The organism is Pseudomonas putida (genome assembly GCF_028682475.1).
Classification (GTDB): domain Bacteria; phylum Pseudomonadota; class Gammaproteobacteria; order Pseudomonadales; family Pseudomonadaceae; genus Aquipseudomonas; species Aquipseudomonas putida_AG.
In genome coordinates, this window is record NZ_JANHLE010000017.1 from 20,586 (window position 1) to 40,254 (window position 19,669).

General features: G+C 60.5%; 23 protein-coding genes and 1 tRNA gene. 22 read left to right on the top strand and 2 right to left on the bottom strand.

What is annotated here, in order from left to right; translation table 11 throughout:
* Positions 1 to 103 precede the first annotated feature (103 nt).
* Positions 104 to 295 carry a YhfL family protein gene (locus tag NPS47_RS15440; RefSeq protein WP_274295735.1) on the top strand — a complete coding sequence of 64 codons (192 nt, stop codon included), beginning with the start codon at positions 104 to 106 and terminating at the stop codon, positions 293 to 295.
* 143 nt (positions 296 to 438) lie between these two features.
* Here NPS47_RS15440 and NPS47_RS15445 read toward each other — a convergent pair.
* A tRNA-Leu gene (locus tag NPS47_RS15445) sits at positions 439 to 523 on the bottom strand.
* 108 nt (positions 524 to 631) lie between these two features.
* Between NPS47_RS15445 and queA the strand changes: the two genes are divergently transcribed.
* The 6 genes from queA to NPS47_RS15475 all read left to right on the top strand — a co-directional run bounded on the left by queA (position 632) and on the right by NPS47_RS15475 (position 6,713).
* The gene (queA, locus tag NPS47_RS15450) at positions 632 to 1,681 is read left to right on the top strand and encodes a tRNA preQ1(34) S-adenosylmethionine ribosyltransferase-isomerase QueA (protein WP_274295736.1); all 1,050 of its coding nucleotides are present in this window, start codon (positions 632 to 634) and stop codon (positions 1,679 to 1,681) included.
* A gap of 14 nt (positions 1,682 to 1,695) precedes the next feature.
* The gene (gene tgt, locus NPS47_RS15455; RefSeq protein WP_274295812.1) at positions 1,696 to 2,811 is read left to right on the top strand and encodes a tRNA guanosine(34) transglycosylase Tgt; all 1,116 of its coding nucleotides are present in this window, start codon (positions 1,696 to 1,698) and stop codon (positions 2,809 to 2,811) included.
* Between the two features lie 46 nt (positions 2,812 to 2,857).
* Positions 2,858 to 3,193: a preprotein translocase subunit YajC gene (yajC, locus tag NPS47_RS15460; protein ID WP_010223473.1), complete on the top strand. Its 336-nt coding sequence runs from the start codon at positions 2,858 to 2,860 to the stop codon at positions 3,191 to 3,193.
* A gap of 63 nt (positions 3,194 to 3,256) precedes the next feature.
* Positions 3,257 to 5,122, top strand: coding sequence for a protein translocase subunit SecD (gene secD / locus NPS47_RS15465; RefSeq protein ID WP_274295737.1), 1,866 nt, complete (start codon positions 3,257 to 3,259; stop codon positions 5,120 to 5,122).
* A 9-nt stretch (positions 5,123 to 5,131) separates the two neighbouring features.
* On the top strand, positions 5,132 to 6,043 hold the full coding sequence (secF, locus tag NPS47_RS15470) for a protein translocase subunit SecF (protein WP_274295738.1): 912 nt from the start codon (positions 5,132 to 5,134) through the stop codon (positions 6,041 to 6,043).
* A gap of 121 nt (positions 6,044 to 6,164) precedes the next feature.
* Positions 6,165 to 6,713: a glycine zipper 2TM domain-containing protein gene (locus NPS47_RS15475; protein WP_157194071.1), complete on the top strand. Its 549-nt coding sequence runs from the start codon at positions 6,165 to 6,167 to the stop codon at positions 6,711 to 6,713.
* Positions 6,714 to 6,855: 142 nt separating this feature from the next.
* Here NPS47_RS15475 and suhB read toward each other — a convergent pair whose 3' ends face one another.
* Complete coding sequence (gene suhB, locus NPS47_RS15480; protein WP_274295739.1) at positions 6,856 to 7,674, bottom strand: inositol-phosphate phosphatase; 819 nt, start codon at positions 7,672 to 7,674, stop codon at positions 6,856 to 6,858.
* A gap of 145 nt (positions 7,675 to 7,819) precedes the next feature.
* Here suhB and trmJ point away from each other — a divergent pair, with 145 nt between their 5' ends.
* The 15 genes from trmJ to ispG all read left to right on the top strand — a co-directional run bounded on the left by trmJ (position 7,820) and on the right by ispG (position 19,660).
* Positions 7,820 to 8,593 (top strand): tRNA (cytosine(32)/uridine(32)-2'-O)-methyltransferase TrmJ, encoded by a 774-nt coding sequence (trmJ, locus tag NPS47_RS15485; RefSeq protein ID WP_274295740.1) that lies wholly within the window; start codon positions 7,820 to 7,822, stop codon positions 8,591 to 8,593.
* On the top strand, positions 8,594 to 9,376 hold the full coding sequence (gene cysE, locus NPS47_RS15490) for a serine O-acetyltransferase (protein WP_274295741.1): 783 nt from the start codon (positions 8,594 to 8,596) through the stop codon (positions 9,374 to 9,376). It abuts the gene before it with no gap.
* 153 nt (positions 9,377 to 9,529) lie between these two features.
* Positions 9,530 to 10,021, top strand: a complete 492-nt coding sequence (iscR, locus tag NPS47_RS15495; protein ID WP_038614519.1) for a Fe-S cluster assembly transcriptional regulator IscR — start codon at positions 9,530 to 9,532, stop codon at positions 10,019 to 10,021.
* A gap of 42 nt (positions 10,022 to 10,063) precedes the next feature.
* Positions 10,064 to 11,278, top strand: coding sequence for an IscS subfamily cysteine desulfurase (locus NPS47_RS15500; RefSeq protein ID WP_274295742.1), 1,215 nt, complete (start codon positions 10,064 to 10,066; stop codon positions 11,276 to 11,278).
* Between the two features lie 46 nt (positions 11,279 to 11,324).
* Positions 11,325 to 11,711, top strand: a complete 387-nt coding sequence (gene iscU, locus NPS47_RS15505) for a Fe-S cluster assembly scaffold IscU (protein WP_002552476.1) — start codon at positions 11,325 to 11,327, stop codon at positions 11,709 to 11,711.
* A gap of 28 nt (positions 11,712 to 11,739) precedes the next feature.
* Positions 11,740 to 12,063, top strand: a complete 324-nt coding sequence (gene iscA, locus NPS47_RS15510) for an iron-sulfur cluster assembly protein IscA (RefSeq protein WP_038614517.1) — start codon at positions 11,740 to 11,742, stop codon at positions 12,061 to 12,063.
* An 8-nt stretch (positions 12,064 to 12,071) separates the two neighbouring features.
* Positions 12,072 to 12,593, top strand: a complete 522-nt coding sequence (gene hscB / locus NPS47_RS15515) for a co-chaperone HscB (protein ID WP_038614515.1) — start codon at positions 12,072 to 12,074, stop codon at positions 12,591 to 12,593.
* Positions 12,594 to 12,635: 42 nt separating this feature from the next.
* Entirely contained in the window at positions 12,636 to 14,498 is a 1,863-nt protein-coding gene (gene hscA, locus NPS47_RS15520; protein ID WP_274295743.1) for a Fe-S protein assembly chaperone HscA, read from the top strand.
* A 3-nt stretch (positions 14,499 to 14,501) separates the two neighbouring features.
* Positions 14,502 to 14,843, top strand: a complete 342-nt coding sequence (gene fdx, locus NPS47_RS15525; protein ID WP_274295744.1) for an ISC system 2Fe-2S type ferredoxin — start codon at positions 14,502 to 14,504, stop codon at positions 14,841 to 14,843.
* A 12-nt stretch (positions 14,844 to 14,855) separates the two neighbouring features.
* Positions 14,856 to 15,056: a Fe-S cluster assembly protein IscX gene (gene iscX, locus NPS47_RS15530; RefSeq protein ID WP_028942766.1), complete on the top strand. Its 201-nt coding sequence runs from the start codon at positions 14,856 to 14,858 to the stop codon at positions 15,054 to 15,056.
* 91 nt (positions 15,057 to 15,147) lie between these two features.
* Positions 15,148 to 15,573, top strand: coding sequence for a nucleoside-diphosphate kinase (ndk, locus tag NPS47_RS15535; protein ID WP_128322646.1), 426 nt, complete (start codon positions 15,148 to 15,150; stop codon positions 15,571 to 15,573).
* A 28-nt stretch (positions 15,574 to 15,601) separates the two neighbouring features.
* Complete coding sequence (gene rlmN / locus NPS47_RS15540) at positions 15,602 to 16,747, top strand: 23S rRNA (adenine(2503)-C(2))-methyltransferase RlmN (RefSeq protein ID WP_274295745.1); 1,146 nt, start codon at positions 15,602 to 15,604, stop codon at positions 16,745 to 16,747.
* Between the two features lie 13 nt (positions 16,748 to 16,760).
* Positions 16,761 to 17,519, top strand: a complete 759-nt coding sequence (gene pilW, locus NPS47_RS15545) for a type IV pilus biogenesis/stability protein PilW (protein WP_274295746.1) — start codon at positions 16,761 to 16,763, stop codon at positions 17,517 to 17,519.
* Complete coding sequence (locus NPS47_RS15550) at positions 17,519 to 18,547, top strand: RodZ domain-containing protein (RefSeq protein WP_274295747.1); 1,029 nt, start codon at positions 17,519 to 17,521, stop codon at positions 18,545 to 18,547. The genes pilW and NPS47_RS15550 overlap by 1 nt, the downstream gene beginning before the upstream one ends.
* Before the next feature lie 3 nt (positions 18,548 to 18,550).
* Positions 18,551 to 19,660, top strand: a complete 1,110-nt coding sequence (ispG, locus tag NPS47_RS15555) for a flavodoxin-dependent (E)-4-hydroxy-3-methylbut-2-enyl-diphosphate synthase (RefSeq protein ID WP_038614506.1) — start codon at positions 18,551 to 18,553, stop codon at positions 19,658 to 19,660.
* The last annotated feature ends 9 nt before the right edge of the window (positions 19,661 to 19,669 follow it).

Here is a 19,669-nt window from a genome sequence, read left to right on the forward strand (position 1 = left end):
GGCTTGCAGATGAGCGCCGCAGGAGACTGGAGAGATTTGCCCGCTTTCCGTATAATCGCGCTTCCGCCATTAAGGCGGTGCTTCATAATTTAAAGGACTTAGTATGAAAAAGCTGTTGAAAGCATCGGTTGCTATTGCTGTAGTTTCGGGCGTAGCACTGCTCTCGGGTTGCACCGGTCAAGTCTACAACCAGCCAAAGAACTGCTCGTACGACTACCTGTTCCACCCTTCGGTTTCCGTTTCTAAAATTATTGGCGGTTGCGGTCCGATCGACAAGCTGCCACAACAGCAGTAATTTTAGCGCTGCACTGATTAATCCGCTTCAGGATTAATCCAAAGCCCCCTGTTACGGATGTAGCAGGGGGTTTTTGTTGCCTGTCATTTTCCCGAACAGCGCCCACAAAAAAGCCGACTTTTCAGTCGGCTTTTTCATGCGTTTGGTGCCCCGAGGGAGACTCGAACTCCCACTCCTTTCGAAAACGGATTTTGAATCCGCCGCGTCTACCAATTCCGCCATCAGGGCTTGTGGCGGCGAAGTATAGAGAGGTGCCTACCGTTGGTCAATCAGGTTTCATGGTCAATTTTCGTCTTTTCGGCTAAACTTTGCGGCCCTGTCAAACCGAACACCATCATGCGCGTCGCTGATTTTTCCTTTGAGCTCCCTGATTCCCTGATCGCTCGCCATCCGCTGGCGCAGCGCCACAGCAGCCGGCTATTGACCCTGGACGGGCCGAGCGGGGCACTGGCTCATCGCCAGTTCACCGATCTGCTCGAGCATCTGCGTCCGGGCGATCTGATGGTGTTCAACAATACCCGGGTGATTCCGGCGCGTCTGTTTGGCCAGAAAGCCAGCGGCGGCAAGCTGGAAATTCTCGTTGAGCGGGTGCTCGACAGCCATCGGGTCCTGGCCCATGTGCGCTCCAGCAAGTCACCCAAGCCGGGCACGCAGATTCTCATCGACGGTGGTGGCGAGGCCGAGATGGTTGCCCGTCACGACACGCTGTTCGAGCTGCGCTTTGCCGAAGAGGTGCTGCCGCTGCTCGACCGCGTCGGGCACATGCCGTTGCCGCCTTATATCGATCGCCCAGATGAAGGCGCCGACCGCGAGCGCTACCAGACGGTCTATGCCGAGCGTGCCGGAGCAGTAGCGGCGCCGACTGCCGGGCTGCATTTCGATGAAGAGCTGATGGCCAAAATCGCCGCCAAGGGTGTGGAAACCGCCTTTGTTACCCTGCACGTTGGCGCTGGTACCTTCCAGCCGGTGCGGGTCGAGCGCATCGAAGACCACCACATGCATAAAGAGTGGCTGGAGGTCGGCCAGGATGTGGTCGACGCCGTGGCCGCCTGCCGCGCCCGTGGCGGACGCGTGATTGCCGTGGGCACCACCAGCGTGCGTTCGCTGGAAAGCGCCGCCCGTGACGGCGTGCTCAAGGCGTTCAGTGGCGACACCGACATCTTTATCTTCCCGGGCCGGCCGTTCCATGTGGTCGATGCCCTGGTCACCAACTTCCATTTGCCTGAATCCACGCTGCTGATGCTGGTTTCGGCCTTCGCCGGTTACCCCGAAACCATGGCTGCCTACGCGGCGGCGGTAGAGAACGGGTACCGCTTCTTCAGTTACGGTGATGCCATGTTCATCACCCGCAATCCGGCGCCGCGCGGCCCCGAGGATCAAGCATGAGTCGCACCTGTCGTATGTCCTTCGAACTGCTGGCCACCGACGGCAAAGCCCGTCGCGGCCGCCTGACGTTCCCCCGTGGTGTGGTCGAAACCCCGGCGTTCATGCCGGTGGGCACCTATGGCACGGTCAAGGGCATGTTGCCGCGCGACATCGAGGCCATCGGCGCGCACATGATCCTCGGCAACACCTTTCACCTGTGGCTGCGCCCGGGTACCGAGGTGATCAAGGCTCACGGCGACCTGCACGATTTCATGAAGTGGCAGGGTCCGATCCTCACCGACTCCGGTGGTTTTCAGGTGTTCAGCCTGGGTGCCATGCGCAAGATCAAGGAAGAAGGCGTGACCTTCGCCTCGCCGGTCGATGGCTCCAAGGTGTTCATGGGCCCCGAAGAGTCGATGCAGGTGCAGCGTGACCTGGGCTCCGACGTGGTGATGATCTTCGACGAATGTACCCCGTACCCGGCCGATGAAGACGTCGCGCGCGTCTCCATGGAGCTGTCGCTGCGCTGGGCCCAGCGCTCGAAAAATGCTCACGGTGACAACACCGCGGCGCTGTTCGGTATTGTCCAGGGCGGCATGCACGAGAACCTGCGCATGCGTTCACTCGAAGGCCTGGAAAAGATCGGCTTCGACGGCCTGGCCATTGGCGGTCTGTCGGTGGGTGAGCCCAAGCACGAGATGATCAAGGTGCTGGACTACCTGCCAGGCCGGATGCCGGCTGACAAACCTCGTTACCTTATGGGGGTAGGCAAGCCGGAGGATCTCGTTGAGGGTGTGCGCCGCGGCGTCGACATGTTCGATTGCGTGATGCCCACGCGCAACGCGCGCAACGGCCATCTGTTTATCGATACCGGCGTGCTGAAAATCCGTAACGCGTTCCATCGCCATGATGATTCGCCACTGGATCCGACCTGTGACTGCTACACCTGCCAGAACTTCTCCCGTGCTTATCTGCATCACCTGGACAAGTGTGGCGAAATGTTGGGCAGTATGTTGAATACGATCCATAACTTGCGCCATTACCAGCGTTTGATGGCTGGTTTACGCGAGGCTATTCAACAAGGTACATTGGCCGCCTTTGTCGATGCCTTTTACGCCAAGCGCGGGCTGCCTGTGCCGCCCTTGGACTGATGTTCTGTCGATCCCTAACAAGTACTGATTGCAACTGGAGTGCTAAATGAGCTTTCTGATCCCCGCCGCTTACGCGGACGCCGCTGCCCCTGCCGCCGGCCCAGCCGGTACCGGCTTTGAGTGGATTTTCCTGGTCGGCTTCCTGGTCATCTTCTACCTGATGATCTGGCGTCCACAGGCCAAACGTGCCAAAGAGCAGAAGAATCTGCTGAGCAACCTGCAAAAAGGTGATGAAGTTGTCACCAATGGCGGTATCGCTGGCAAGATCGTTAAAGTTGCCGATGACTTCGTGGTACTGGAAGTGTCCGACAACGTTGAACTGAAGTTCCAGAAGGGCGCCGTTGCCGCGACCCTGCCAAAAGGTACGCTCAAAGCGATCTAAGTTTCAGTTTTTTACCAATCGACGGGGCGCGCAAGGCGCCCCGCGTCTTGAACGGGCGGCGTGATGCTGAACAAATACCCTCTGTGGAAATACGTACTGATCCTGGTGGTACTGGCGATCGGTTTTATTTATTCCGCTCCCAACCTCTACCCTGATGATCCGGCCGTCCAGGTCAGTGGTGCCAGCACGGCGCTGCAGGTCACTCAGGCGGATCTGGATCGCGCGAGCAAAGCGCTCGTCGAAGCCGGTATCCAGGTCAAGGCCGCGAGCCTGGGCGACAAGGGCAAAGGTGCATTGCTGCGTCTGACCAAGCAGGAAGATCAGCTTCCAGCCAAGGATGTAGTGCGCAAGGCATTGGGCGACGACTACGTGGTCGCACTGAACCTGGCCCCGACCACTCCGCAATGGCTGCGCAATCTAGGTGCAAGCCCGATGAAGCTGGGTCTGGACCTGTCCGGTGGTGTGCACTTCTTGCTGGAAGTAGACATGGACAAGGCCATGGCGGCCCGTCTTAAAGTCTATGAAGGCGAAGTCAAAAGCCTGCTGCGCAAAGAGCGCGTGCGCTATCGCAGCCTGCCGCAACAAGATGGCGGCATTCAGCTGGGCTTCTCCGATGATGACGCCCGCGAACAGGCCCGTAGCCTGATCCGCAAGAATTTCAATGATTTCGAGTTGACCACCACCGAGCGTAATGGCCTGTCGGTGCTGCGTCTGGCGATTACCCCGGCCAAGGTCGCGGAAATCCGTGAGTACTCGATCAAGCAGAACCTGACCACGGTGCGTAACCGGGTCAACGAGCTGGGCGTAGCCGAGCCGCTGGTGCAGCGCCAGGGCGCCAACCGCATCGTGGTCGAGCTGCCAGGCGTGCAGGACACTGCCGAGGCCAAGCGTATCCTCGGCAAGACCGCCAACCTGGAGTTCCGTCTGGGCGCCGAGCCGGGTGCTTCGAAAGCCACCACCGAAACCTTCGAGTTCCGTGAAGGTGGTCGTTCGGCCGCTGTCGAACGTGGCCTGATCATCACCGGTGACCAGGTGACCGACGCCCAGGCCAGCTTCGACGAGCAGGGCCGTCCGCAAGTGAACATCCGTCTGGATGGTCATGGCGGCGAACTGATGAGCCGCGCCACGCGTAGCAACGTCGGTCGTAGCATGGCGGTGATCTTCATCGAACAGCGTCCAACCACGCGCTATGTGAAGCAGGTGGTTGATGGCGTAGAGAAGGACGTCGCCGTCCAGACCTTCACCGAAGAGAAGAAGATCATCAGTCTGGCGACCATCCAGTCGCCGCTGGGCAGCCAGTTCCGTATCACTGGCCTGAACGGTCAGGGCGAATCCTCCGAACTGGCCCTGCTGCTGCGTGCCGGTGGTCTGGCTGCACCGATGTACTTTGCTGAAGAACGCACCATCGGCCCGAGCCTGGGTGCCGACAACATCACCAAGGGTATCGATGCATCGCTGTGGGGCATGCTGTTCGTCTCGCTGTTCATCATGGCCATCTACCGTTTCTTCGGTCTGATCGCCACCGTCGCCCTGGCCGGTAACATGGTCATGCTGCTGGCGCTGATGTCGTTGCTGGGTGCAACCCTGACCTTGCCGGGCATCGCCGGTATCGTCCTGACCATGGGTATGGCGGTTGACGCCAACGTGCTGATCTTCTCGCGGATTCGCGAAGAGCTGGCCAATGGCATGTCGATCCAGCGTGCTATCCACGAAGGCTTCAACCGTGCCTATACCGCGATTGTCGACGCCAACCTGACCACCTTGCTGGTCGGCGGCATCCTTTTCGCCATGGGTACCGGTCCGGTCAAGGGCTTCGCGGTTACCATGTCCCTCGGGATTTTCACCTCGATGTTCACGGCCGTCATGGTTACCCGCGCAATGGTCAACCTGACCTGCGGCGGGCGTGATCTCAAGAAGCTGTGGGTTTAAGGGGCTGCCATGTTACGTACCATTAACTTCATGGGTGTGCGCAACGTTGCGTTCGGCATCACCCTGCTTCTGACCGTACTGGCGCTGTTCAGCTGGTTCTATAAAGGCCTCAACTTCGGCCTGGACTTCACCGGCGGTACGCTCATCGAGCTGACCTACGAGCGCCCGGCCAACCTCGGCCAGGTGCGCGAGGAACTGGTCAAGGCCGGTTTCGAAGACGCCGTTGTACAGAGCTTCGGCGCTACCACCGACTTGCTGGTGCGTATGCCGGGCGATGACCCGATGCTGGGTAACCGCGTTTCCGAGGCGCTGCAGAAAGTCAGCAGCGACAACCCGGCGGTGGTCAAGCGTGTCGAGTTCGTCGGTCCGCAGGTCGGTGAAGAGCTGCGCGACCAGGGTGGTCTGGGCATGTTGCTGGCCTTGGGCGGCATCATGATCTACCTGGCGTTCCGCTTTCAGTGGAAGTTCGCCCTGGGTGCAATCCTTTCGCTGGTGCACGACGTGGTCGTGACCATGGGTATCCTGTCGTTCTTCCAGATCACCTTCGACCTGACGGTGCTGGCGGCGGTACTGGCGATCATCGGTTACTCGCTCAACGACACCATCGTTGTATTCGACCGGGTACGTGAGAACTTCCGCGTATTGCGCAAGGCTTCGCTGATCGAGAACATCAACATCTCGACCACCCAGACCCTGCTGCGTACTGTGGCCACCTCGGTGTCGACCCTGTTGGCCATCGCCGCACTGCTGTTCTTCGGTGGTGACAACCTGTGGGGCTTCTCGCTGGCCTTGTTCATCGGTGTGATGGCCGGTACCTACTCGTCGATCTACATCGCCAACGTGGTGCTGATCTGGCTGAATCTGAGCAGTGAAGACCTGATTCCTCCGGCTAAAGCCGAAGGTGTGGACGACCGTCCATAAGGGTTTTTCCCACACTGTTCGTCGTAGAAGAAGGCGCGAGTATTGAACTCGCGCCTTTTTTTATGCTCCAAGGCAGGGAGAAGGCGGGCAAAGTTCCCGCAGGTACGATCAGGAGGTTCACGTGAACAAGTCAATGCTGGTGGGTGCGGTTCTGGGGGCTGTCGGTGTGACAGCCGGAGGCGCTGTAGCCACCTATAACCTGGTCAAGAGTGGACCGGAATACGCTGAGGTGCTGGCGGTGCAGCCGGTCAAACAGACCGTCAAGACCCCGCGCGAAGTGTGCAAGGACGTGACCGTTACGCGTCAGGCGCCGGTCAAGGACCAGCATCAGATTGCCGGTACCGTGGTCGGTGCTCTGGCGGGTGGTCTGCTGGGTAACCAGATTGGTGGCGGCACCGGTAAAAAGATCGCCACGGTGGCCGGTGCGGTCGGTGGTGGCTATGCCGGTAACAAGGTGCAGGAAGGCATGCAGGAGCGTGATACTTACACCACCACGCAAACACGTTGCAATACCGTCAACGACCTGAGCGAGAAGGTGGTTGGCTATGACGTGAAGTATTCGATTGGCGAAAAGGTCGGCCAGGTGCGCATGGACCGTGATCCGGGCGCGCAGATTCCGCTGGATAAAGAAGGCAAGCTGATCCTGAGTGAGGCCCAGCCGGGTCAGTGATGGCCTCATCGCCGGCAATGCCGGCTCCCACATTAGTTCAATGCAGGCTGAACTTGTGGGAGCTGGCCTTGCCAGCGATCGAGCGCGAAGCGGTCGAAAAAAAAGCACCCCGAAGGGTGCTTTTTTTATGCTCGACCGACGCTTAGCGTTTGATCGAAGCCGGCAGGTGCGGCTGGATAGCGGTCAGCACTGCCTTGAAGCACTTGATGTTACCGGCAACGATATGACCCTTTTCAAGGAAGTCGTGACCGCCGGTGAAGTCACTCACCAGGCCGCCAGCTTCCTGGATCAGCAGGGCGCCTGCAGCCATGTCGTATTCCGACAGGCCCGATTCCCAGAAGGCATCGAAGCGGCCGGCGGCGACGTAGGCCAGGTCCAGGCTGGCGGCGCCAGCGCGGCGGATGCCGGCAGTCTGGCCAACCAGGGCGCGGAACATGCCCAGGTAGTTGTCCAGGTCAGCCATCTGGTTGTCGCGGAACGGGAAGCCGGTGCCCAGCAGCGCGCCTTCCAGGCTGGTGCGGGAGCTGACGCGCAGGCGACGACCGTTCAGTTGAGCGCCACGGCCACGGCTGGCGGTGAATTCTTCCTGGCGGACAGGGTCCAGAACCACGGCGTGCTCAAGGCGGCCACGGTATTTGCAGGCAATGCTGACAGCAAAGTGCGGAATGCCACGCAGGAAGTTGGTGGTGCCGTCCAGTGGGTCGATGATCCACAGGTAGTCCTTGCCTTCTTCGCCGCTGCCGGCGTGCAGGCCGGTTTCTTCGCCGTAGATGGAGTGGTTCGGGTAGGCCTTGCGCAGGGCATCAATGATTTTCTGCTCTGCGGCGCGATCGATTTCCGAGACGTAATCCTTGGCGTCTTTTTCATCAACCTTGATGGTATCCAGGCGCTCGATGGAGCGGAAAATCAATTCACTGGCGCTGCGGGCGGCGCGCAGCGCGATATTCAGCATGGGCTGCATGGACGTTTCACCTGGGTCGTTAAAGAAAGCCGAACATTCTAGCAGAAAACTTTCTGCGTAGAAGGGTGGCATTTGCTTTCGTAGCGTAAAGTCAGTGCCTTCTGTAAGATTTACGGCTTCTTTCCCGTGTCTGTGAGCGCTCGCCTTGCTGCAAAATATTCGTGTTGTTCTGGTCAATACCAGCCACCCCGGCAATATCGGCGGCGCTGCGCGTGCCATGAAAAACATGGGCTTGTCGCGCCTGGTGCTGGTTGATCCGCAGGATTTCCCTTCTCATGAAGCCGATGCCCGGGCGTCGGGTGCCGATGATGTGCTCGGCGGCGCGCAAGTGGTGGCCACCCTTGAAGAAGCGCTGGTCGGTTGCAATCTGGTGTTCGGCACCAGTGCCCGCGAGCGGCGCATCCCCTGGCCGCTGGTCGACCCGCGCGAATGCGGCAGCAAGGTCATCGAGCATGCCCTTCAGGGCGAGGAAATTGCCCTGGTGTTCGGTCGTGAATACGCCGGCCTGACCAACGAAGAGCTGCAGCGCTGCCATTTTCATGTGCACATTCCTTCCAATCCCGACTTCAGTTCGCTGAACCTGGCTGCTGCGGTGCAGGTGCTGGCGTACGAAGTGCGCATGGCCTGGCTGGCCGCCGAAGGCCAGCCTTCGAAGGTGGAGAAGTTCGAAGTGACGTCGGTGCGCAGCAGCGAACTGGCGACCATGGATGAAATGGAACTGTTCTACGAGCACCTGGAAAAGACTCTGGTCGACATTGGCTTCCTCGACCCGGAAAAGCCCAAGCACCTGATGCCGCGTCTGCGTCGGCTGTACGGGCGCAGCTCGGTCAATCGTTCGGAAATGAGTATTTTGCGCGGCATTCTCACGGAAACCCAGAAAGTAGCCCGTGGCGAGCCGCATAAGCGCAAGGATCAGTAAATGTTCGAGCGTCTGCGTGAAGATATTCAGAGCGTTTTCCATCGTGACCCGGCGGCGCGCAACGCCTTTGAAGTGCTGACCTGCTATCCGGGCATGCATGCGATCTGGTTGCACCGGGCGGCTCACGCATTGTGGAAGCGTGACTGGAAGTGGCTGGCCCGGCTGGTATCGAACTTCGGGCGCTGGATGACCGGTATCGAGATTCATCCGGGGGCCAAAGTCGGTCGGCGCTTCTTCATCGACCATGGCATGGGAATCGTGATCGGTGAAACGGCCGAGATCGGCGACGATGTCACCCTGTACCAGGGTGTGACCCTGGGTGGCACCAGCTGGAACAAGGGCAAGCGCCATCCAACCCTGGAAGATGGCGTGGTGGTCGGTGCCGGTGCCAAGGTGCTGGGACCTTTCACCGTCGGTGCCGGGGCCAAGATCGGCTCCAACGCCGTGGTCACCAAGGCAGTACCGGCGGGCGCTACTGCCGTGGGTATCCCGGGGCGCATCATCGTCAAGACCGACGCCGAGGTTGAAGCCAAGCGCAAGGCCATGGCCGAGAAGATCGGTTTCGATGCCTATGGTGTCAGTGAGGACATGCCGGACCCGGTAGCCCGTGCCATTGGTCAGTTGCTCGATCACCTGCAAGCAGTCGACGGGCGCCTGGAAGATATGTGCGGCGCCCTGAAAAACCTCGGCAGTGACTACTGTGCCAAGGAGCTGCCAGTCCTGCGCGAGGAAGACTTCGCCGAGATCAAGGATGAGGCCCGTAGCGACGCGTCGACGCATTGACAGAAGGGGCGTGCGCAGGCGCCCCTTAGTTTGCTATCATTCGGCCGCCGTCTTGCGGTAAACCCGACTAAAGCACTAGGTCTTATAGTTGACTTAAATGCTCGGGAATAGCATACTCGCTCCCATCCCGTAACCCCGTGGTACCTACTAGCCATGCGACTGACTACAAAAGGCCGATACGCCGTGACCGCCATGCTCGACCTGGCGTTGCACGCGCAGCATGGGCCGGTGTCTCTGGCCGACATTTCCGAGCGCCAAGGCATCTCCCTCTCTTATCTGGAGCAGCTGTTTGCAAAGCTGCGCCGCAGCAGTCTGGTTTCCAGCGTGCGCGGCCCTGGCGGCGGCTATCAGCTGTCGCGAAGCATGGAGAGCATTCAGGTCGCCCAGGTTATCGACGCGGTCAATGAATCGGTCGACGCCACGCGCTGCCAGGGTCTGGGTGATTGCCACGCTGGCGACACCTGCCTGACACACCACTTGTGGTGTGACCTGAGCCAGCAGATTCACGAGTTTCTCAGCGGCATCAGCCTGGCTGACCTTGTTACTCGCCGTGAGGTACAAGAAGTCGCCCAGCGCCAGGACCTGCGTCGTATCGCAGGCCGGGCACCGCAGCTGGACAAGATTGAGACGTCCGCCGTCGAATGACCGTTTCGACGCGCGGCGCGACCGCCTGATAGGAGATATTCAATGAAGTTGCCGATCTACCTCGATTACTCCGCGACCACACCGGTCGACCCACGCGTTGCCCAGAAGATGAGCGACTGCCTGCTGGTCGACGGAAACTTCGGTAACCCGGCGTCGCGCTCCCACGTCTTTGGCTGGAAAGCCGAAGAAGCGGTCGAGAACGCCCGTCGCCAGGTCGCTGACCTGGTCAATGCCGACCCGCGGGAAATTGTCTGGACCAGCGGTGCCACCGAGTCCGACAACCTGGCAATCAAGGGCGTCGCGCACTTCTACAGCACCAAGGGCAAGCACCTGATCACCTCCAAGATCGAGCACAAGGCCGTTCTGGACAGCACCCGTCAGCTGGAGCGTGAAGGGTTCGAAGTCACCTACATCGAGCCAGGCGCCGATGGCCTGATCACTCCGGCCATGGTTGAAGCGGCCCTGCGTGATGACACCATCCTGGTGTCGATCATGCATGTGAACAACGAAATCGGCACCATCAACGACATCGCCGCCATCGGCGAACTGACCCGCGCCCGCGGCGTCATGTTCCACGTCGATGCCGCGCAGTCGACCGGCAAGGTCGAAATCGATCTGCAAAAGCTGAAAGTCGACCTGATGTCGTTCTCGGCGCACAAAACCTACGGCCCTAAAGGCATCGGCGCGCTGTACGTCAGCCGCAAGCCTCGCGTGCGCCTGGAAGCCACCATGCACGGCGGCGGTCACGAGCGCGGCATGCGTTCGGGCACCCTGGCGACCCACCAGATTGTCGGCATGGGCGAAGCGTTCGCCATCGCCAAAGAGCTGATGGCCAGCGAGAACCTGCGCATCAAGGCTCTGAGCGACCGCTTCTACAAGCAGGTTGAAGGTCTGGAAGAGCTGTACATCAACGGCTGCATGACCGCGCGCATTCCGCACAACCTGAACCTGAGCTTCAACTACGTCGAAGGCGAGTCGCTGATCATGGCGCTCAAGGACCTGGCCGTTTCGTCCGGTTCGGCCTGTACATCGGCTTCGCTTGAGCCGTCCTACGTGCTGCGCGCCCTGGGCCGCAATGACGAACTGGCACACAGCTCGATCCGCTTCACCTTCGGTCGCTTCACCACCGAAGAAGAAATCGACTACGCCGCGCAGAAGGTTTGCGAGGCCGTGACCAAGCTGCGCGAATTGTCGCCGCTGTGGGATATGTACAAAGACGGCGTCGACATCTCCAAGATTGAGTGGGCTGCGCACTAAGTAGTCGCCGGCAAGAGCGGCTCTCTGATGAGGAAGGAATTGCACCATGGCATACAGTGAAAAGGTCATCGACCACTACGAAAACCCGCGTAACGTCGGCAAGATGAATGCCGAAGACCCGGATGTCGGCACCGGCATGGTCGGCGCTCCGGCGTGCGGCGACGTGATGCGCCTGCAGATCAAGGTCAACGAGCAGGGTGTCATCGAAGACGCCAAGTTCAAGACCTACGGCTGTGGTTCGGCCATCGCTTCCAGCTCCCTCGCTACCGAGTGGATGAAGGGCAAGACCCTGGACGAAGCCGAAACCATCAAGAACACCCAGCTGGCCGAAGAACTGGCGTTGCCGCCAGTGAAAATCCACTGCTCGGTACTCGCCGAGGACGCCATCAAGGCGGCCGTGCGCGATTACAAGCAGAAGAAAGGTTTGCTCTAAGTTCGCCTGTTGCAGGTAAGGAGTCTCGATGGCTATCAGCATGACAGAAGCCGCCGCCAACCATGTGCGGCGCTCCATTGACGGGCGTGGCAAGGGCGTTGGAATTCGCCTTGGCGTGCGCACCACCGGCTGCTCGGGCCTGGCCTATGTGCTGGAGTTCGTCGATGAGCTGGCCGACGAAGACCAGGTCTTCGAAAGCCATGGCCAGAAAGTGATCATCGATCCGAAAAGCCTGACGTACCTCGACGGCACCGAGCTGGATTTCGTCAAGGAAGGGTTGAACGAAGGCTTCAAGTTCAACAACCCCAACGTACGCGGTGAGTGTGGCTGCGGCGAAAGCTTCAACGTCTGAGGCTGCGCGTGGGTACTCCTTGTCATTTCGCCCTGTTTGACCTGCAACCTGGCTTTCGTCTGGATCTCGACAAGTTGGCCGTTCGCTATCGCGAGCTGGCCCGCGAGGTCCATCCGGATCGCTTCGCCGACGCCTCAGAACGTGAACAGCGCATTGCGCTGGAGCGTTCCGCTGCGCTGAACGAGGCCTACCAGACTCTCAAGAGCGCGCCCCGGCGTGCCCGCTACCTGTTGGCGATCGGCGGCCATGAAGTGCCGCAGGAAGTCACCGTCCATGATCCCGAGTTCCTGCTGCAGCAGATGCAATTGCGCGAAGAGCTCGAAGACCTGCAGGACAGTGCCGACCTCGATGGCGTTGCCGTTTTCAAGCGCCGCCTGAAAACTGCCCAGGAAGCACTCAACGAGGACTTCGCCGCCTGCTGGGATGATGCTGCGCAGCGTGAACAGGCCGAGCGCCTGATGCGCCGCATGCAGTTTCTCGACAAGCTCGCCTATGAAGTGCGCCAGCTGGAAGAGCGCCTCGACGATTAACCCGGCGCTGCCTCTGGCGGCGCCCCTGGTATTCAGATAAGCATGGCCCTACTGCAGATTGCCGAACCCGGTCAGAGTCCTCAACCGCACCAGCGCCGCCTGGCGGTGGGGATTGACCTTGGTACCACCAACTCCCTGGTTGCCGCCCTGCGCAGCGGCCGTAGCGAGCCCCTGCCTGACGCCCAAGGCCGGGTCATCCTGCCTTCGGCGGTGCGTTATCACGCTGATCACATCGATGTCGGTCAGGTCGCGCGCGATGCCGCGTCCAGCGATCCGCTCAATACCGTGCTGTCGGTCAAGCGCCTGATGGGTCGTGGCCTGGCGGACGTCAAACAGCTGGGTGAGCAACTGCCTTACCGCTTTGTCGGCGGTGAATCGCACATGCCGTTCATCGAGACCATCCAGGGCCCGAAAAGCCCGGTGGAAGTCTCCGCCGATATCCTCAAGGTTCTCCGTCAGCGCGCTGAAGAAACCCTGGGTGGCGAGCTGGTCGGTGCGGTGATCACCGTGCCTGCCTATTTCGACGATGCCCAGCGTCAGGCCACCAAGGATGCAGCGCGTCTGGCCGGTCTGAACGTGCTGCGCCTGCTCAATGAGCCGACCGCAGCGGCGGTGGCCTACGGTCTGGACCAGAACGCCGAAGGTCTGGTGGCTATCTATGACCTGGGTGGCGGGACTTTCGATATCTCGATCCTGCGCCTGACCGGCGGCGTCTTCGAAGTGTTGGCCACCGGCGGCGACAGCGCGCTGGGCGGCGACGACTTTGATCACGCGATTGCCAGCTGGATCGTCGAGCAGGCCGGCCTGTCTTCGGACCTTGATCCGGGGGCTCAGCGCCAGTTGCTGCAAACCGCCTGCGCGGCCAAGGAAGCCCTGACCAATGCTGATTCGGTTTCGGTTGCCTATGGCAACTGGCAGGCCGAGCTGACCCGTAGCGCCTTCGACGCGCTGATCGAGCCGATGATTGCCCGTAGCCTCAAAGCCTGCCGTCGCGCCGTGCGTGACAGTGGTGTCGAGCTTGAAGAGGTCGGTGCAGTGGTTATGGTCGGTGGCTCGACCCGCGTGCCGCGTGTACGTGAGGCGGTTGGTAGCCTGTTTGGGCGTACCCCGTTGACCGAAATCGATCCCGATCAGGTGGTCGCCATCGGCGCCGCGATTCAGGCCGATACCCTGGCCGGCAACCGCCGCGATGGTGGCGAACTGCTGCTGCTTGATGTGATTCCGCTGTCCCTGGGCCTTGAAACCATGGGCGGGCTGATGGAAAAGGTGATTCCGCGCAACACCACCATCCCGGTCGCCCGTGCCCAGGAGTTCACCACCTATAAAGACGGCCAGTCGGCGATGATGATCCACGTGCTGCAAGGCGAGCGTGAATTGATCAGCGACTGCCGTTCCCTGGCGCGCTTCGAACTGCGCGGTATTCCGGCGATGGTCGCCGGTGCGGCGAAGATTCGCGTGACTTTCCAGGTCGATGCCGATGGCCTGCTCAGCGTTGCGGCGCGCGAGCTGGGTTCGGGCGTCGAATCAAGCATCCAGGTCAAGCCGTCCTACGGGCTGACCGACGGTGAAATCGCCCGCATGCTCAAGGACTCCTTCGAACACGCCGGCTTCGACAAGGTTGCGCGCCAGTTGCGTGAGCACCAGGTCGACGCCGAACGCCTGCTCGAAGCGGTGCAGGGCGCCCTGGACGCCGACGGCGAGCGCCTGCTGGACGCCGAAGAGCGTCTGGCCATCGAGCAACAGATGCAAGACTTGCGTGATTTGATCAACGGCACCGATGGCGCCGCCATCGAGCAACAGACCAAGCGTCTGTCGCAGGTGACCGATGCCTTTGCCGCCCGTCGCCTTGATTCGACGGTAAAAGCCGCGTTGGCCGGGCGCAACCTGAATGAGATCGAGGAGTAACAGATGCCGCAGGTGATTTTTCTGCCCCACGAGAAGTTCTGCCCGGATGGCATGGTTGTAGAGGCCGAGACAGGTAAGTCGATCCTCGAAGTGGCGCATGACAACCACATCGAAATCGAAAGCGCCTGCGGCGGCGTCTGCGCCTGCACCACGTGCCACTGCGTGATTCGCGAAGGCTTCAACTCGCTCAATGAAGCCGACGAGCTGGAAGAGGACTATCTTGACCGTGCCTGGGGCCTGGAGCCGACGTCGCGCCTGACTTGCCAGGCCAAGGTCGGCACCGAAGACCTGACGGTCGAGATCCCCAAGTACTCCCTCAACCACGCCGCCGAAGCGCCGCATTGATCTGGAGCTGACATGAGCCTGAAATGGGTTGATGTACTTGAAATTGCAATCCAGCTTGCCGAAAGCAAGCCGGAAGTCGATCCTCGTTATGTGAACTTCGTCGATCTGCACCAGTGGGTGCTGGCTTTGCCGGAGTTCAGTGACGATCCGCAGCGTGGCGGCGAGAAGGTTCTCGAAGCCATTCAGGCGGCCTGGATCGAAGAAGCCGACTGAGCGCGCTCGGCAGGTTAGGCAATCCCCCAGAACCCGCGTATAATTCGCGGGTTTAATTTTTCGCTTCACTCAACGTTTCTGGAGTTTCACCATGGCTGTTCAACGTACTTTCTCGATCATCAAGCCTGACGCCGTTGCTAAAAACGTGATCGGCAAGATCACCACCCGTTTCGAAGACGCTGGCCTGAAAATCGTTGCTTCGAAAATCAAGCAACTGTCCAAAGCCGAAGCTGAAGGCTTCTACGCTGAGCACAGCGCCCGTGGCTTCTTCGGCGACCTGGTTGCCTTCATGACCTCCGGTCCAGTTGTTGTTCAGGTTCTGGAAGGCGAAAACGCCATCGCTCTGAACCGTGAGCTGATGGGCGCTACCAACCCTAAAGAAGCTGCTCCAGGCACCATCCGCGCCGACTTCGCTGAATCCATCGACGCCAACGCCGTTCACGGTTCGGACTCCGAAGCCGCTGCTGCTCGCGAAATCGCTTACTTCTTCGCAGCTACCGAGGTAACCACTCGCTAAGCGAAAGCTTACGGGTGAGGGTGAATCCATGACGACATCGACTGGCAAAACTAACCTGTTGGGGCTGACCCAGCCGGAAATGGAAAAATTCTTCGACTCTATCGGGGAGAAGCGTTTCCGTGCCGGTCAGGTAATGAAATGGATTCACCACTTTGGCGTCGATGATTTCGACGCCATGACGAATGTCGGCAAGGCCTTGCGCGAAAAGCTCAAGGCTGTTGCCGAGATTCGCGGTCCGGAAGTGGTCAGCGAGGACATCTCCAGCGACGGCACCCGTAAATGGGTGGTGCGTGTGGCGTCCGGCAGCTGCGTCGAGACCGTGTACATCCCCCAGGGCAAGCGTGGCACCCTGTGTGTCTCGTCCCAGGCCGGTTGCGCCCTGGACTGCAGTTTCTGCTCCACCGGCAAGCAAGGCTTCAACAGCAACCTCACCGCCGCCGAAGTCATCGGCCAGGTGTGGATTGCCAACAAATCGTTCGGCAGCATTCCCGCCACCATCGACCGTGCCATCACCAACGTGGTGATGATGGGCATGGGTGAGCCGCTGCTGAATTTCGACAACGTGGTCGCCGCCATGCATTTGATGATGGACGACCTCGGCTATGGCATTTCCAAGCGCCGGGTGACCCTGTCCACCTCCGGCGTAGTCCCGATGATCGATGAGCTGGCCAAGCACATCGACGTCTCCCTGGCCCTGTCGCTGCACGCGCCGAACGATGCGCTGCGCAACGAACTGGTGCCGATCAACAAGAAGTACCCGCTCAAGGTCCTGCTTGCGTCGTGCATGAACTACATGTCGCAACTCGGTGAGAAGCGCGTACTGACCATTGAGTACACCCTGCTCAAGGACGTCAACGACAAGCTCGAACACGCTGTGGAAATGGCCGAGCTGCTCAAGGACGTGCCGTGCAAGATCAACCTGATCCCGTTCAACCCGTTCCCGCATTCCGGTTACGAGCGGCCGAGCAACAACGCCATCCGCCGTTTCCAGGACCACCTGCATCACGCCGGCTACAACGTGACGGTGCGCACCACCCGTGGTGAAGACATCGATGCCGCCTGTGGCCAGCTGGTAGGGCAGGTGATGGACCGGACCCGCCGTAGCGAGCGCTATATCGCCGTGCGTCAGTTGAACGCCGATGGCGAAATGCAAGACAGCGCCGCTAGCAACTGAAGAGAGGAACTCCATGACCTTGCGCGTCGCGCTGTCGATTCTGTCGCTCGCCCTGCTTGCAGGCTGCGTGTCCGGCGGGAGTTCGGACACGCTGGCGACGCGTGAAGGGCGCGCACAGGCCGGGCAGGCCTACGTGCAGTTGGGGTTGGGTTATTTGCAACAAGGTTTGACCGAACAGGCCAAAGGGCCGCTGAAAAAAGCGCTTGATCTCGATAGCCAGGACGCCGCTGCAAACGGTGCCCTGGCTTTGGTGTATCAGGCGGAGGACGAGCCGGAACTGGCGCACAAGCACTATCGCAAAGCCCTGGCCAGTCGCCCGGACGACACGCGGACCCGTAACAATTACGGCAGTTTCCTTTATGCTCAGGGGCAATACGTCCAGGCGCAGCAGATGTTTGCCCAAGCTGCGGCCGATACCCTGTATCCTGAGCGTTCACGCGTGTTCGAGAGTCTCGGTCTGACCGCCTTGCGGCTGGGCCAGCGCGACCAGGCGCAGGAATACCTGGTAAAAGCTTTACGGCTCAATCAGCAGCAACCACGCGCGTTGCTGGAAATGGCTGAGTTGTCTTACGAAGACAGGCATTATGTGCCGGCCCGTGACTACTACGATCGTTTCAGCCAGCTGAGCGACCACAGTGCCCGCAGCTTGCTGCTGGGCAGTCGCCTGGCCAACGTCTTCGAAGAGCGGAACAAGGCCACCGATCTGGGCCTGCAATTACAACGACTTTATCCCGGTACGCCGGAATATCAGCAATACCTGTCGGAGCAATGATGAAAGCGGCGCATCCCGAAGTAGCAGCAGCGACTCGCGAGAATCCAGGTGAGACTCTGCGTCAGGCCCGTGAAAACAGGGGCTGGTCGCAAGCCGAAGTGGCTCACAAGCTGAACCTGACCGTGAGTTCCTTGAACAACCTTGAAGCCGGCGCCTTCGACAAGCTGCCTGGTCACACATTCGCCCGTGGCTACATCCGTGCCTATGCCAAGCTGCTGGACATGGATCAGGCTCCGCTGGTGCAAGCGTTTGACCGATGCACCGGTACCGACGCCCAGGGCAGCGACGTGCACGCGCTGGGTCGCATCGAAGAGCCGGTGCGGCTGTCGCACAACATTCTGCGGGTCGTCAGCCTGTTGCTGTTGGTCGTGGTGATCGGTGGTGGTTTCTTCTGGTGGCAGGACCAGAGCAGCCAGGGCAGCAAGGACCTGGTCAACATGGCGCTGGAACATGTCGAGGTCGAAAGCGCCGACGGCACGACCCAGATCCACCCGCTGGACGAACCTGAAGACCAGGCGGTCAGCGCCGCCCAGCAACCGGAAAGCACCCCGCTGAACCTGGAACAGGCTCCGGCGGCCACTGAGCCGACCGAAACAGCGCCAGCGCCACAAACGCCGGGCAGCACGCCGGTCGCGCCGGTTGTCAGTACCCCTGTTGCCCCCGTCGTTGCCCCCGCCGCTCCAGTAGCTGCAGCGCCGGTACCTGCTCCCGTCGCTCCTGTAGCCCCGGTGGTGGTTGCGACCGCACCTGCCGCTACACCGGCACCAGCGGCCCCGGCGCTTGCCGGCAGTGGCAAGCTGCACCTGCAATACACCGCCGATTGCTGGACTTCGGTCACCGACGGCAACGGCAAGGTGCTGTTCAGCGCCATCAAGCGCAAGGGCGACAGCCTGGACCTGACCGGCAAGCCGCCGTTTGCGGTACGCCTGGGCTTTGCCCGGGGCGTGCAGGTCAGCTACAACGGCCAGCCTGTTGACGTTGCGCCGTTCACCAGTGGCGAGACTGCTCGCCTGAAGTTGGGACAATAAGTCATGCACGGCGAATCACCGATCAAACGTCGCGAATCGCGAAAAATCTGGGTAGGTAATGTTCCTGTCGGCGGCGATGCACCCATCGCCGTGCAGAGCATGACCAACACCGACACCAACGATGTCGCGGCCACCGTGGCACAGATCAACCGCCTGGTTGATGCCGGTGTCGACATCGTTCGTGTCTCGGTACCGGACATGGACGCGGCCGAAGCCTTTGGCCGGATCAAGCAGCAGGTCAGCGTGCCGCTGGTCGCCGATATCCACTTCGACTACCGCATTGCCTTGCGCGTTGCCGAGCTGGGCGTCGACTGCCTGCGCATCAACCCGGGCAACATCGGTCGTGAAGACCGCGTGCGCGCCGTAGTAGATGCGGCCCGTGACCGCGGCATCCCGATCCGCATCGGCGTCAACGCCGGATCGCTGGAAAAGGACCTGCAGAAAAAGTACGGCGAGCCAACCCCGGCGGCGCTGGTCGAGTCGGCCATGCGTCACGTCGAACACCTTGATCGCCTGGATTTCCAGGACTTCAAGGTCAGCGTCAAGGCCTCCGACGTGTTCATGGCCGTTGAAGCCTATCGTCTGCTGGCCAAGCAGATCATCCAGCCACTGCACCTGGGCATCACCGAAGCCGGTGGCCTGCGTTCGGGCACGGTGAAATCCGCAGTCGGCCTCGGTATGCTGCTTGCCGAAGGGATTGGCGATACTATTCGCATCTCCCTGGCGGCAGACCCGGTTGAGGAGGTAAAAGTCGGTTACGACATCCTCAAGTCCCTGCACCTGCGTTCGCGTGGTATCAACTTCATCGCCTGCCCGAGCTGCTCGCGGCAGAATTTCGATGTGGTCAAGACCATGAACGAGCTGGAAGGGCGCCTGGAAGACCTGCTGGTACCGATGGACGTGGCCGTGATCGGCTGCGTGGTCAATGGCCCAGGCGAAGCCAAGGAAGCCCATGTGGGGCTGACCGGCGGTACGCCGAACCTGATCTACATCGATGGCAAGCCTGCGCAGAAGCTGACCAATGACAACCTGGTCGATGAGCTGGAACGGCTCATCCGTCAGAAAGCGGCCGAAAAGGCCGAGGCCGACGCGGCGTTGATCGCCCGTGGCTGATACCCAGAT

Excerpts from the sequence above, each read along its gene's own strand:
- NPS47_RS15440 (WP_274295735.1), top strand. The coding sequence starts at position 104 with ATGAAAAAGCTGTTGAAAGCATCGGTTGCTATTGCTGTAGTTTCGGGC.
- queA (WP_274295736.1), top strand. The coding sequence starts at position 632 with ATGCGCGTCGCTGATTTTTCCTTTGAGCTCCCTGATTCCCTGATCGCT.
- tgt (WP_274295812.1), top strand. The coding sequence starts at position 1,696 with ATGTCCTTCGAACTGCTGGCCACCGACGGCAAAGCCCGTCGCGGCCGC.
- yajC (WP_010223473.1), top strand. The coding sequence starts at position 2,858 with ATGAGCTTTCTGATCCCCGCCGCTTACGCGGACGCCGCTGCCCCTGCC.
- secD (WP_274295737.1), top strand. The coding sequence starts at position 3,257 with ATGCTGAACAAATACCCTCTGTGGAAATACGTACTGATCCTGGTGGTA.
- secF (WP_274295738.1), top strand. The coding sequence starts at position 5,132 with ATGTTACGTACCATTAACTTCATGGGTGTGCGCAACGTTGCGTTCGGC.
- suhB (WP_274295739.1), bottom strand. The coding sequence starts at position 7,674 with ATGCAGCCCATGCTGAATATCGCGCTGCGCGCCGCCCGCAGCGCCAGT.
- cysE (WP_274295741.1), top strand. The coding sequence starts at position 8,594 with ATGTTCGAGCGTCTGCGTGAAGATATTCAGAGCGTTTTCCATCGTGAC.
- iscR (WP_038614519.1), top strand. The coding sequence starts at position 9,530 with ATGCGACTGACTACAAAAGGCCGATACGCCGTGACCGCCATGCTCGAC.
- NPS47_RS15500 (WP_274295742.1), top strand. The coding sequence starts at position 10,064 with ATGAAGTTGCCGATCTACCTCGATTACTCCGCGACCACACCGGTCGAC.
- iscU (WP_002552476.1), top strand. The coding sequence starts at position 11,325 with ATGGCATACAGTGAAAAGGTCATCGACCACTACGAAAACCCGCGTAAC.
- iscA (WP_038614517.1), top strand. The coding sequence starts at position 11,740 with ATGGCTATCAGCATGACAGAAGCCGCCGCCAACCATGTGCGGCGCTCC.
- hscA (WP_274295743.1), top strand. The coding sequence starts at position 12,636 with ATGGCCCTACTGCAGATTGCCGAACCCGGTCAGAGTCCTCAACCGCAC.
- fdx (WP_274295744.1), top strand. The coding sequence starts at position 14,502 with ATGCCGCAGGTGATTTTTCTGCCCCACGAGAAGTTCTGCCCGGATGGC.
- iscX (WP_028942766.1), top strand. The coding sequence starts at position 14,856 with ATGAGCCTGAAATGGGTTGATGTACTTGAAATTGCAATCCAGCTTGCC.
- ndk (WP_128322646.1), top strand. The coding sequence starts at position 15,148 with ATGGCTGTTCAACGTACTTTCTCGATCATCAAGCCTGACGCCGTTGCT.
- rlmN (WP_274295745.1), top strand. The coding sequence starts at position 15,602 with ATGACGACATCGACTGGCAAAACTAACCTGTTGGGGCTGACCCAGCCG.
- pilW (WP_274295746.1), top strand. The coding sequence starts at position 16,761 with ATGACCTTGCGCGTCGCGCTGTCGATTCTGTCGCTCGCCCTGCTTGCA.
- NPS47_RS15550 (WP_274295747.1), top strand. The coding sequence starts at position 17,519 with ATGAAAGCGGCGCATCCCGAAGTAGCAGCAGCGACTCGCGAGAATCCA.
- ispG (WP_038614506.1), top strand. The coding sequence starts at position 18,551 with ATGCACGGCGAATCACCGATCAAACGTCGCGAATCGCGAAAAATCTGG.